This window comes from Streptomyces sp. NPDC044064, assembly GCF_056434245.1.
In genome coordinates this window covers 1-13,830 of sequence record NZ_JBWKFN010000027.1, presented here as the reverse complement: position 1 = coordinate 13,830, position 13,830 = coordinate 1, and the positions used below count along the sequence as shown (strand labels likewise).

The following is a 13,830-nucleotide window of genomic DNA, read 5'->3' as shown; positions in this document are numbered from 1 at the left end:
CCCGGACCGCGCCGAACCCGCTCGGCCGCCTCCCCCAGCCCTTGTCCCCAGCCGACCGGCGGTCTTCCCGCCGGTCGGCTTGTTCCGCATCGCAACCAACCCTTGGGAGTTCTTCGATGACCCGGCTCTTCGAGCCTCGCGCGGTCCCCCGGACGTCGGCGGACCCGGACATCATGATCGAGACGCAGGATCTGAGCAGGACGTTCGGATCCGTGCGCGCGCTGGACTCGGTCACCGTGTCCGCCCGGCGCGGTACCGTGCTGGCACTGCTCGGCCACAACGGCGCGGGAAAGACCACGCTCGTCGGCATCCTCACCGGCTCGCTCCCGCCCACCTCGGGCCGGGCCGCGGTCGCCGGATTCGATGTCACGGAGCAGGCGCAGGAGGTCCGTCGGCGCATCGGGCTGACCGGTCAGTTCGCCTCCGTCGACGGGAAGCTGAGCGGCCGGGACAACCTCGTGCTGATCGCCAGGCTGCTCGGCGCGGGCCGGAAGGCGGCCCGGGCGCGCGCCGACGAACTGCTGGAACTGTTCGCCCTCCAGGAGGTGGCGCAGCGCCGGGCCCGCACGTACTCCGGAGGTCTGCGCCGCCGGCTGGATCTCGCCGCCAGCCTGGTCGGCCACCCCGAAGTGCTCTTCCTCGACGAACCCACCACGGGTCTGGACCCGGCGAGCCGCCTGACGCTGTGGGAGATCGTGGAGGCGCTGGTGGCCGACGGGACCACGGTGCTGCTCACCACGCAGTACCTGGAGGAGGCGGACCGGCTGGCCGACCATGTCACCGTGCTGTCCGCCGGTTCCGTGATCGCGAGCGGAACACCCGCCGAGCTGAAGGCCCGAGTCGGCCGGCGCACGGTGACCGTCACGATGGGCGGCACCGAGGACACGGGCACGGCCGTCGCCGCGCTGCGGCGCGCCGGCCTGGAACCGATGGCGGCCCCGGAGCCGCACTCCGTCGTCGTGCCCATCGAGGCGACGAAGGAGGTGGCGTCCGTGATCAGGGCGCTCGACCAGGCCGGCATCGAGGCCACCGAGCTGTCCTTCGGCGAACCGACCCTCGACGACGTCTACCTGACCCTCTCCGGGCAGCGGCCCGAGGGTCTCGTCCCCTCGCTCTCCGGAGGTCCGGCGACATGACCACGACCACCCGTCCACCCGCCGCGTCGGCTCCCGACCGGGCCCAGTGGCAGGGCAGTTCCGTGTTCGTCCAGGTCCAGGTGCTCACCGGCCGGTCACTGCGCGCCCTGGTGACCGATCCCGGCGTGATCCTCTTCGGACTGCTGCAGCCCGTCGTCATTCTCTTCGTCCTGACCCAGGTCTTCAGCAAGATGGGTGCGCCGCCGCACTTTCCGGCCGGCATCAGCTATCTCGACTTCATCCTGTCCGCCGTCCTGGTGGACAACGCCGTGCAGTCCGCTGTGCAGTCGGGCGTGGGACTGGTCGACGACCTCAAGAACGGTGTGGTGGCCCGGCTGCGGTCCCTCCCCATCGTCCCCGGCACGCTGATGCTCGCCCGCAGCATCGCGAACCTGGTGCGCAGCGCCGTGCAGGCGGTGGTCATCCTCGTGCTGGCCGTTGCCGTGCTCGGCTACTCGCCGCGCGGCGGAGCGGCCGAGGTCGCGGCCTCGGTGGGCCTGACGCTGTTCATGAGCTGGTCCGTCGGCTGGGCGTTCATCGCGGCGGGGGCCTGGCTGCGCCGTGCGGAGCCGATGCAGAACCTCGCGGTCATCGCGATCCTGCCGCTGATGTTCGCCTCCAGTGCCTACATTCCGGTCGCGGACCTGCCCGCCTGGCTGGCGGCGGTCGCCCGCGTCAACCCGCTCACGTACGCGATCGACGCGACACGCGCGCTCGCGCTGGGCATCCCGGGCGGGGACGCGATCGTGCCCGCCCTGCTCACCGGTGGTGCCGTCGCCGTCGTGGGCGGCGTTCTGGCGGTGCTGGGGTTCCGGCGCCCGATGTGACAGCCGGTTGAAGAGTCCGAAGGCCCTGGGGCCCGGCCCTCCGACAATTCCTCGGAGGGCCGGGCCCCAGGCCTTTCGGATGATCCGGACGATTCAGCGGGTACGGGGCCGAGGCCCTGTACCCGCTCGCCGCTACAGGCCGAGCTGCTTGTCGAGCAGGTCGAACACCTCCTCGTCGGAGGCTCCGTCGAAGTCGAACGCGTCCTCGCCCGAGCCGGCCTCGCCGCCGCCACCGCGCGAAGCGGCCCGCAGGGAGCTCCACTTCTCCCGCAGGACGTCCAGTCGTCCCGCGATCTGCTCGAACACCTCCTCGCTGACCTCGGCCCGCCCGAACGCCCGCTCCAGTCCGGCCAGTTCGGCCAGAAGTGCCGCCCCGGCGGTCTCCCCGGCCGACGGCGCGAGGTCGAGCTGCGCGTACAGGTGGTCCGCCAGCTCCGCGGTCGTCGGGTGATCGAAGACCAGGGTGGCGGGCAGCCGGACCCCGGCCAGCGCGCTCAGTCGGTTGCGCAGCTCGATCGCGGTCAGCGAGTCGAAGCCGAGGTCCTGGAACGACCGCTCGGGGTCCACCTCCGCCGCCCGGGCATGCCCGAGCACGGCCGCGGCCTGTCCCCGCACCTCCTCCACGAGAGCCTCGTGGCGCTCGGCCTCCGGCAGCGCCGTCAGCCGTTCGACGAGTCCGCCCACCGTGTCTCCCGCGGCCGCGCCGCGGCGTACGGGCGTACGGATCAGGCCGCGCAGCAGTGCCGGCACCTCGCCCCGGGCACGCAGGGCCGCGAGGTCCAGCCGCACCGGGAGCACATCCGGCTGCTCACCGCCGAGAGCGATGTCGAACAACCGCAGACCGTGCTCCGGCGTGAGCGGCGGCATCCCGGCCCGCGCGAGGCGCTCGGCCTCCGCCTCGCTCAGCGCGCGCGTCATGCCGCCCCCGGTGCCGGACCACGGCCCCCAGGCCAGTGAGAGCCCCGGCAGGCCCTGCGCACGGCGGTACCGGGCGAGCGCGTCGAGGTACGCGTTGGCCGCGGCGTAGTTGGCCTGGCCCGCGTTGCCGAGCGTGCCCGCGGCGGAGGAGAAGAGGACGAAGGCGTCGAGGCCGAGGTCCTTCGTGGCCTCGTGGAGGTTCCAGGCCGCGTCCGCCTTGGCGCGCAGCACGGTGGCGAGCCGCTCCGGGGTGAGGGATCCGAGGATCCCGTCGTCCAGAACGCCCGCGGTATGGACGACCGCCCGCACGGGATGCCGCGCGATCAGGTCCGCCACCGCCGCCCGGTCGGAGACGTCACACGCCTCCACGACGGCTTCGGCACCGAACTCGCTCAGCTCTGCGACGAGATCGGCCACACCCTCGGCCTGGGCACCACGACGGCTCACGAGGAGCAGACTCCGTGCACCGTGCTCGGCGGCCAGGTGCCGCGCCAGGAGCCGGCCCAGTCCGCCCGTGCCACCGGTGATCAGTACGGTCCCCTCACCACCGAGAGCGGCATCCTGGCCCGTGTCGGCTCCCGGAGCGGGCACCCGCGCGAGCCGGGCCGCCAGCACCTCACCACCGCGGAGGGCCAGCTGCGGCTCTCCCTCGGCGAGCGCGGCGAGAGCACGCGGCAGCAGCCGCACCGCGTCGGGACCGTCCAGATCCAGCAGACCGAAGCGGTCCGGGTTCTCCGAGTGTGCCGACCGCACCAGACCCCACACCGCGGCGCCGGCCGGATCCGCGCCGGACGTGGCACCAGATGTCACGAACACCAGGCGGGAGTCGGCGCACCGCTCCTCGGCCAGCCAAGTCTGCGCGAGCTCCAGGGCGTGAGCGGTCAGGGTGTGCACGGAATCGGGTGATCCGATGGAGTCGGGTGAGCCGGCGGACTCGGATGAGCCGATGGAGTCGCGTGATCCGATGGAGTCGCCGTCGCCGAACACCGGCGCCAGGACGAAGCGCGGGAAGCCGGCATCCGGCTCCACCGACGCCATCAGTCCCTTCAGGCCGTCGTGGACCGGGTATTCCCCGAGTTCGACTGCCGTGGTGGGCGATCCGACCACCACGGATCCGACCACTACGGTCTCCTCGCCCGGCGTTCCCTCGGCCTGGACCGGCGTCCAGTCGAGCCGGAACAGCGCGTCGTGGGCAGCTCCATGAGCCCCGGTCAGCTGATCCGCGCTGATGGGCCGGACGACGAGGGACTCCACGGACACGACCGGGGCACCGGCCGGGTCGACGAGTGCCAGCGACAACCCGCCCGTGCCGCTCTGGCTCAGCCGGGCCCGGACCGCCGAGGCACCAGCGGCGTGCAAGGACACACCGGACCACGAGAACGGGACCCCGGCATGGCCGTCTCCGACGCCCTCGCCGCCGAGAACGACAGCGTGGAGGGCCGCGTCGAACAGCGCCGGATGCAGCCCGAAGGCGCCACCCCCGGTGCTCTCCGCACCGTCGGGCAAGGCGACCTCGGCGAACACGTCGTCACCCAGCCGCCACGCCGCGGCCAGACCCTGGAACACCGGACCGTAGTCGAAACCGGCGTCGGAGAACCGGTCGTACACCCCTGCCACGTCCAGCGGTTCGGCACCGGCCGGCGGCCAGACCGAGGTGTCGAAACCGGCAGGGGCGAGTACCTCGGGCGCAAGCACGCCACTGGCATGCTGCGTCCACGGCTCCTCGGAGTCCCGACCGGACCGGGAGTGGACGGTCAACGTCCGCCGCCCCGACCCGTCGGGCGCACCGACGCCCACCTGCACCTGCGCTGCGCCACCCGCACCGGACAGCGTCAGCGGTGCGGCGAGGGTGAGTTCCTCCACGGTCCCGCAGCCCAGCTCGTCCGCCGCGCGTACGGCCAGTTCGAGCAGCGCGGTGCCGGGCACCAGCACCGATCCCATGACGACGTGGTCCGCCAGCCATGGGTGTGTCGCCACCGAGAGCCGACCGGTGAACAGGAACCCGTCGGAGCCGGCCAGTTCCACCGCTCCGGAGAGCAACGGGTGCTCGGCGGACCGCAGCCCGAGAGCCTCGGCGCCCCGTCCGACGGCAACGCCCGTGGGCCAGTAGCGTCGGCGCTGGAAGGCGTAGGTCGGCAGATCGACGCGCTGGGCACCCGTTCCGGCGAAGACAGCCGTCCAGTCGACCTTGGCGCCGTCGACGTAGAGGCGGGCCAGGGCCTGGAGGGTGGTCGTCTCCTCGTCGCGGTCCTTGCGGAGCACGGCCGCGAGTACGGCATCGGCGTCGGCGGACTCCGCCGCCATCGCAGTCAGGACACCGTCCGGGCCGAGTTCCAGGAAACGGGTCACGCCTGTGGCGGTGAGGGTGCGGATGCCGTCGGCGAAACGGACCGCCTCACGGACATGGCGCACCCAGTAGTCCGGGGAGCACAGCTCTTCGGCCGCTGCGATCTGGCCGGTCAGATTCGACACGACCGGGATCAGTGGCGTGCCGAAGGAAAGCCCTTCGACCACGCGATGGAAGTCGCCGAGCATGGGGTCCATCAGCGGGGAGTGGAACGCATGCGAGACGCGGAGCCGCGTCGACTTACGGTCGCCGAAGTGGGCACGGATCTCCTCCACCTCCGCCTCGGCACCGGAAACCACTAGGGCCTGGGGTCCGTTGACGGCAGCGATCGACATCAACTCACTTAGCAGGGGACGCACTTCGTCCTCGGTGGCCTGGAGGGCGAGCATGGCCCCGCCCTCCGGCAGAGCCTGCATCAGCCGTCCACGAGCCGCGACCAGAGCACACGCATCCGCCAGCGAGAACACACCCGCCACATGCGCCGCCGCCACCTCACCGATCGAATGCCCAGCCACGAAATCAGGGCGAACGCCAAGAGATTCGGCAAGCCGGAACAACGCCACCTCGATGGCGAACAGGCCGGCCTGCGCGTAGGCCGTCCGGTCGACCAGTTCGGCGTCCTCACCCCAGATCACATCCCGGAGCGGCACGTCCAGGTGCTCGTCCAGACCGGCACACACCGCGTCGAAGGCCTCCGCGAACACCGGGAACCTGCCGTACAACTCCCGCCCCATACCCAGGCGCTGCGAACCCTGCCCCGAGAACAGGAAGGCGTTGATCCCGGCTCGAGCCGTACCTTCGACAATCTCGGTGCCGTTCAGGACCACGGCCCGGTGAGCGAACTCCGACCGCGAAGTGATCAGCGACAGACCCACATCCACCGGACGCTCAACAGCAGCCGCAAGCAGACGTGCAACTTGATCCTTGAGGGCATCTTCCGTCTTGCCGGAGACGACCCACGGCACCACGCCTGGGGACGCCACAGCCTCCTCGGTCGAAGCAACGGCCATGTCCTGCGGCTGCTCCAGCACCACATGCGCATTCGTGCCACTGATACCGAACGACGACACACCCGCACGACGCACCCGACCCGTCTCCGGCCAAGCCGTCTCCCGCGTCAGCAGCTCAACATCCCCCGCAGCCCAGTCCACATGCGACGACGGGGCATCAACATGAAGTGTCCTCGGAGCAGTCCCATGCCGCATCGCCATGACCATCTTGATCACACCCGCGACACCAGCCGCCGCCTGCGTGTGCCCGATGTTCGACTTCACCGAACCCAGCAACAACGGCCGCTCCCGATCCTGACCGTACGTCGCAATCAGCGCCTGCGCCTCGATCGGGTCACCCAACGTCGTACCCGTACCATGCGCCTCCACCACATCAACATCGGCAGGCCCGAGACCACCACTGGCCAGCGCCTGACGAATCACCCGCTGCTGCGACGGACCATTCGGCGCCGTCAGACCATTCGACGCACCGTCCTGATTGACCGCCGACCCACGCACCACCGCAAGCACCCGATGCCCAAGACGACGCGCATCCGACAACCGCTCCAACACCACCATGCCCACGCCTTCGCCCCAGCCGACGCCGTCGGCCGCGTCCGCGAACGCCTTGCAGCGACCGTCCTCCGACAGCCCCCGCTGCCGGGAGAACTCCACGAACGTGGTCGGCGTCGACATCACCGTCACGCCACCGGCCACGGCCAGCGAACACTCACCCGAACGCAGTGCCTGGGCCGCCAGATGCATCGCCACCAGCGACGACGAGCAAGCGGTGTCCACCGTTACCGCCGGACCCTCCAAGCCCAACGTGTACGACACCCGGCCCGAAGCCACACTGCCGGCGCTACCACTGCCCTGATAACCCTCGAACTCGCGACCCCCCAGAAGACTCGCGTAGTCGTTGTACATCACACCCGCAAAGACACCGGTCCGACTGCCACGCAGCGACACCGGATCAATCCCCGACCGCTCGAACGCCTCCCACGCCGCCTCCAACAACAACCGCTGCTGAGCATCCGTAGCCAACGCCTCACGCGGACTCATCCCGAAGAAGGCGGCGTCGAACTCCGCCGCTCCTCCCAGGAAGCCGCCCGAGCGGGTGTAGCTGGTGCCCAAGTGCTCCGGGTCCGGGTGATAGAGGCCGGCCACGTCCCAGCCGCGGTCCGTCGGGAAGCCGGTGACCGCGTCGACGCCGTCGGAGACGAGCCGCCACAGATCCTCCGGCGACTCGACGCCACCCGGATAGCGGCACGCCATACCCACGATCACCACCGGGTCATCGGCCGCAGCGCGGCCTGGTGCGAGACCGGGCGCCGCCGTCTCGGTGTCCCGCCCGAACAGTTCGTCGAGCAGGAAGCTGACGAGCGTGTCCGCGGTCGGGTAGTCGAAGATCAGCGTGGCCGGCAGGCGCAGGCCGGTCGCCGCGTCCAGTCGGTTGCGCAGCTCGACCGCCATCAGTGAGTCGAAGCCCAGGTCCTGGAAGTTCCGGGCCGGGTCGACGTCCGCCGCTCCGGTGTGTCCGAGGACGAGCGCGATGTGCGTCCGCACCTCGTCGAGCAGCGCTTCGCGCCGCGTATCCACGGTGAGTCCGCGCAGGCGCGCGGCGAAGCCGGAGGCCACCGTTGTCGCCGGTCGCCGGGACGGTGTGCGGACCAGGCCGCGTAGGAGGGCGGGGACGGCATCGCCTCGACGGCGCAGTGCCGCGAGATCGAGCCTGACCGGCAGGACGTGGGGATGCGCGCCGTCGACCGCGGCGTCGAAGAGGGCCAGGCCCTGTTCCGGAGCCAGCGGCGGCATGCCGGCCCGCTTCATCCGCTCGACGTCCGCCTCGCTCAGGCCGCCGGTCATGCCGCCGCCCGTACGGGTCCACGGCCCCCAGGCCAGCGAGACACCAGGCAGCCCCAGCGAGCGCCGGTGGTGCGCCAGACCGTCGAGGAACGCGTTGCCCGCGGCGTAGTTGGCCTGCCCGGCGTTGCCGAGTACGCCTGCCACAGAGGAGAACAGTACGAACCGCGAGACACCGTGCTCCTGGGACGCCTCGTGCAGGTTCCACGCGGCGTCGGCCTTCGGCCGCAGTACCGCGGCGAGCCGCTCCGGGGTCAGTGAGCCGATCACGGCGTCGTCCAGCACACCGGCGGTGTGGACGATCGCCTGGACCGGGTGGCGCGCCATCAGGCTGTCGACGGCTGCCCGGTCGGCGAGATCGCACGTCTCGATGGCCACCTCCGCCCCCAACTCGCGCAGTTCGCGGATCAGATTGCCGGCCCCTTCGGCGTCGGCACCACGTCGGCTCACGAGCAGCAGGCTCCGTACGCCGTGCACGGCCGCCAAGTGGTGGGCGACGAGCCTGCCCAGGCCGCCCGTACCACCGGTGATCAGTGTCGTGCCCTCGCCGTCCCACACCGGACCGGCACCGGATTCGGCGCGGCCCGCCGGGCGGGCCAGCCTGGCCGCGAGCACCTCGCCCTCATGGACGCGGAGCTGCGGCTCATCCACCGCGAGAGCCGAGCCCAGCAGGCCGTGCTCCTCCTCCCCGTCGAGGTCGACCAGGCCGAACCGTCCCGGGTGCTCCGACTGCGCCGACCGCACCAGACCCCACACCGCGGCACCGGCCAGGTCCGCGCCGGTCGTGGCACCAGATGTCACGAACACCAGGCGGGAGTCGGCGAACCGCTCCTCGGCCAGCCATGTACGCACCAGGTCCAGCGTCTGCGCGGTCATCGCGTGCACCGCATCGACCACATCCGTATCCGTCGTACCGGGCGCGGGCGTCCCGAGCCGGACCACGAGCGTATGCGGTGCCGCGTCGGGCTCGAACTCGGCCAGATCCTGGTGCGGATCCAGCTCCAGGAACGGAACGCGGTCCTGGTCGGCAGCGGTCAACGGCGTCCACTCCAGCGTGAACAGAGCGTCGCGTCCGACCGCTGAAGTGCTCCCGGACCCAGTCGCGGTCTCGATCTGCTCGGCCGAAATCGGGCGCACCACAAGGGACTTCACGGAGGCGACCGGCTCACCGGCTGCATCGGCGACCGCCACGGACACCGTTCCGTCACCGGTGCGGGACAGGCGTACCCGCACGGCGGACGCACCGGGCGCGCACAGGGACACGCCGTTCCACACGAACGGCACGCCACCCGGTTCCCGCTCCTCGGTGCCTTCCGCGCCCGCCGCCGCGAGGGCGTGCAGGCTCGCGTCGAGCAGTGCCGGGTGCAGGGCGAACGCTCCGCCGTCCACGTCCTCCGGCAGCGCGACCTCGGCGAACAGCTCCCCGTCGCGCCGCCAGGAGGCCCTGAGTCCCTGGAACACGGGGCCGTATTCGAACCCGGCATCCGCGAACTGCTCGTAGACACCAGTCACGTCCAACGGCTCAGCCCCCGTCGGCGGCCACACCGACGCGTCGAAGCCGACCACTGCGTCGGTGCTGCCGCCGCCGAGCGACCCACTGGCGTGGAGGGTCCACACGGAACCGTCGTCCCCATCCGGGCGTGAGTGCACGCGCACTGCGCGGCGCCCGGATTCGTCGGGTTCCCCCACCCAGACCTGCGTCTGTACGCCGCCTTGCTCGGGCAGGACGAGCGGCGCCGCGAGGGTCAGTTCCTCGACCTCGGGACAACCGACCTCGTCGCCGGCATGCAGGGCCAACTCGACCAAGGCCGAGCCGGGCACGAGGACGCTGCCCATCACTTCATGGTCGACCAGCCACGAGTGGGTCTGGGCCGACAACCGGCCCGTGAACAACTGGCCTGCCGATTGGGCCAGTTCGACCGTGCCCGTCAGCATCGGGTGCTCGGCGGGCCGGAGCCCGACCGACTCCGCCGTGCCGGCGTGCGCCAGCACGGCGGGCCAGAACCGACGGTGCTGGAACGGATAGGTCGGCAGCTCCGTACGACGGACACCGGAGCCCGCATAGAAGGCGGCCCAGTCCACGGTGACACCGTGCATGTGCAGCCGGGCCAGCGCGTCGACCATCGAGTTCTCCTCGGGCCGGTTCGCACGCAGACACGGCAGGAGGGTGACACCCGAGACCGACTGCTGGGCCAGGGCGGTCAGGACGCTGTCCGGACCGAGTTCCAGGAAGTGCGTGACACCTGCGCCGGTGAGGGTGCGGATGCCGTCGGCGAAACGGACGGCTTCGCGGACGTGGCGCACCCAGTAGTCCGGGGAGCACAGCTCTTCGGACGCCGCGATCTGGCCGGTCAGATCCGACACGACCGGGATCAGTGGTGTGCCGAAGGAGAGCCCTTCGACCACGCGATGGAAGTCGTCGAGCATGGGGTCCATCAGCGGGGAGTGGAAGGCATGCGAGACCCGCAGCCGCGTCGACTTACGGTCACCGAAGTGGGCGCGGATCTCCTCCACCGCCCCTTCGACGCCGGAGACGACCACGGCCCGGGGTCCGTTGATCGCAGCGATCGACACCAACTCACCCAGCAGGGGACGTACTTCCTCCTCGGTCGCCTGGAGGGCGAGCATGGCCCCGCCTTCCGGCAGGGCCTGCATCAGCCGGCCACGAGCCGCGACCAAAGCACACGCATCCACCAGCGAGAACACACCCGCCACATGCGCCGCCGCCACCTCACCGATCGAATGCCCAGCCACGAAATCCGGGCGAACGCCAAGAGATTCGGCAAGCCGGAACAACGCCACCTCGATGGCGAACAGCCCAGCCTGCGCATACACAGTCCGGTTGAGCTGTTCGGCGTCCTCACCCCAGATCACATCCCGGAGCGGCACGTCCAAGTGCCCGTCCAGACCGGCGCACACCGCATCGAAGGCCTCCGCGAACACCGGGAACCTGCCGTACAACTCCCGCCCCATACCCAGGCGCTGCGAACCCTGCCCCGAGAACAGGAACGCCAGAGGTCCGGAGACCGCCATCTCCGTCCGTACGGCCTGATCGCCTCGGGCCAATGCGTCGAGTCCGGACAGGAGTTGGTCCAGGTCCTCCGCGACGAACGCGGCCCGGTGGGTGAGCGCTGCCCTCGTCGTCGCGAGGGAGTAGCCGAAGTCGGCGGGACGGAGTTGGTCCGCCGCGCGGACGGCTGCCAGCAGGCGGCCGGCCTGGGCCCGCAGAGCCTCGTTGCTCGCTGCCGTCACGACGACCGGTACCAGAGCGGGGACCGGAGAGTCGGTGTGGTCCGTCACGGCCTCGGCAGTCGAAGCCTCCTCGACGATCACGTGCGCGTTGGTGCCGCTGATCCCGAAGGACGAGACACCCGCGCGTCGCGCACGGCCACCGGCCGGCCAGTGGCGGGCCTCGGTCAGTAGGCGGACCCTGCCCACGGTCCAGTCGACCTGGTCGCTCGGCTCATCGACATGGAGCGTCGACGGCAGCACGCCGTGGCGCATCGCCATGACCATCTTGATCACGCCGGCGACGCCCGCCGCGGCCTGCGAGTGCCCGATGTTCGACTTCACCGAGCCCAGCCACAGCGGACGGTCCTCCGCCCGGTCCTGGCCGTACGTCGCCAGCAGGGCCTGGGCCTCGATCGGGTCGCCCAGGGTCGTGCCCGTGCCGTGCGCCTCGACGACGTCGATCTGGTCTGCGGCAAGCCTCGCGTTCACGAGGGCCTGGCGGATCACCCGGCGCTGGGAGGGGCCGTTGGGTGCGGTCAGTCCGTTGGACGCGCCGTCCTGGTTGACGGCTGAGCCACGGATCACGGCGAGTACCGGGTGCCCGTTGCGTACGGCGTCCGAAAGGCGCTCTACGACGAGGAAGCCCGCGCCCTCGGCAAATCCGGTGCCGTCGGCCGCCGAGGCGAACGACTTGCACCGGCCGTCGGCGGCGAGACCGCCCTGCCGGCCGAACTCGGCGAAGACGCCTGGGGTGGCCATGACGGTGACACCACCGGTCAGCGCCAGTGAGCAGTCGCCCTGACGCAGTGCCTGTACCGCGAGGTGCAGGGCGACGAGGGAGGACGAGCAGGCGGTGTCCACGGCAACCGCCGGTCCTTCCAGACCCAGCTTGTAGGAGACCCGGCCGGACACGACGCTGCCGTTGCCGTCGCTGCCCGGATAGTCGTGGTACATCACGCCGGCGAACACGCCGGTGCGGGTTCCCTTGAGGGTCGTGGGGTCGATGCCGGCCCTTTCCAGCGCCTCCCAGGAAAGCTCCAGTGTCAGCCGCTGCTGCGGGTCCATGGCCAGGGCCTCGCGGGGCGAGATGCCGAAGAAGGCCGGGTCGAAGTCCGCTGCTCCGTCGAGGAATCCGCCGGTACGGGTGTAATAGGCGTCGGGGCCCTCCGCGTTCGGGTCGCGCAGGGACGACAGGTCCCAGCCCCGGTCCGCCGGGAAGCCGGAGATCGCGTCACCGCCGGAGGAGACGAGCCGCCACAAGTCCTCCGGACTGGTCACACCGCCCGGGTAACGGCAGGCCATGCCGACAATCGCGATCGGCTCATGCTGCAGGGCGGTGAGCTTCCTGTTGTCGGCGCGCAACCGGGCCGTCTCACGGTGAGCGGCCGCCAGGGCGTCGCCGTCCGGGACGGATACGCCCTCGGACGGTCCGTCGGGCTCGGCCACGGCCTCCAGACCGGCCAGGTCGGCCGGCGTGACGCGCACCTCGGCCAGCTCCAGCAGGTTCTCCATGAGCCCGGCGTCACGCAGTCGAGTCACCGGGATCGACTGGAGGGCCCGCCGGACCTCTTCTTCGCCGGAGCCCGCGACTTCGTCACCCTCGGACTTCCCGAACTCCCCGAACTCGTCGAGGATCTGCTCGGTGACCGCCGCGGCGTTCGGGTGGTCGAAGGCGAGCGTTGCGGGCAGCCGCAGGCCGGAGACCCGGTTGAGCCGGTTGCGCAGTTCGGTGGCGGCCAGGGAGTCGAAGCCCAGCTCTTGGAACGGCCGGTCGGGACCGATCGCCTCGGCCGAGGTGTGTCCGAGCACGGACGCCACCTCGGAGCGCACGATGTGCAGGACGGCACGCCGCCGTTCGCCCGCCGGCAGAACTGCGAGCCGCTCCCTCAGACCGGCTGCCGGCGTCACGGAACCGCTGGCCGCGGCCCGCCGTACGACGGGAACCAGGCCGCGGAGCAGCGCGGGAATCTCGTCCGTGCGGGTCCGCAGGGCGTTCGTGTCGACGCGTACGGGGACTACGTTGGCGAGCCCCGATCGCAGAGCGGCGCCGAAGAGAGCAAGCCCGGTGTCGTGACTCATCGGCGGTACGCCCTGGGTGACCATCCGCTTGCGGTCGACGTCCGTCAGGTACGCGCCGAGTCCGCCGCCGACCTCCCACAGACCGAATGCCATGGCGGTGGCGGGCAGTCCCTCGGCCGCGCGACGGGACGCGAGGGCGTCGAGGAACACGTTGGCCGCCGCGTAGTTGCCCTGCCCCGCGGTCAGAACCAGCCCGCCCGCCGAAGAGAACATCACGAACGCGGCCAGATCCATCTCCCGCGTCAACTCATGCAAATACCAGGCCGCATCCGCCTTCGGCGCCAGTACGTTGTCCATCTGAGTACCTGTGAGCGCACTGGTCAGGGCACTGTCTCCGACGCCGGCGGCGTGGACGACCGCGGTCAGCGGACGCTCGGCCACCATCTCCCCGAGCAGCGCCTCCAGCGCGTCCCGGTCCGACACATCACAGGCGACGACAC

The 13,830-nt window shown here is 71.1% G+C and carries 3 protein-coding genes; 2 read left to right on the top strand and 1 reads right to left on the bottom strand.

Annotated features, from left to right (window positions below):
- The first annotated feature begins 116 nt into the window (after window positions 1-116).
- Together AC07DS_RS34300 and AC07DS_RS34295 are read left to right on the top strand one after the other, a co-directional pair.
- The gene (locus AC07DS_RS34300) at window positions 117-1,136 is read left to right on the top strand and encodes an ATP-binding cassette domain-containing protein (RefSeq protein WP_479151709.1); all 1,020 of its coding nucleotides are present in this window, start codon (window positions 117-119) and stop codon (window positions 1,134-1,136) included.
- Window positions 1,133-1,963, top strand: coding sequence for an ABC transporter permease (locus AC07DS_RS34295; protein ID WP_479151706.1), 831 nt, complete (start codon window positions 1,133-1,135; stop codon window positions 1,961-1,963). Before AC07DS_RS34300 ends, AC07DS_RS34295 begins: the two co-directional genes overlap by 4 nt.
- 132 nt (window positions 1,964-2,095) lie before the next feature.
- Here AC07DS_RS34295 and AC07DS_RS34290 read toward each other — a convergent pair.
- Window positions 2,096-13,830: SDR family NAD(P)-dependent oxidoreductase (locus tag AC07DS_RS34290; RefSeq protein WP_479151703.1), on the bottom strand; the 11,735-nt coding region annotated here is incomplete at its 5' end.

Bases quoted from the DNA above. Each gene is read 5' to 3' on its own strand.
- AC07DS_RS34300 (WP_479151709.1), top strand. From the start codon at position 117: ATGACCCGGCTCTTCGAGCCTCGCGCGGTCCCCCGGACGTCGGCGGAC.
- AC07DS_RS34295 (WP_479151706.1), top strand. From the start codon at position 1,133: ATGACCACGACCACCCGTCCACCCGCCGCGTCGGCTCCCGACCGGGCC.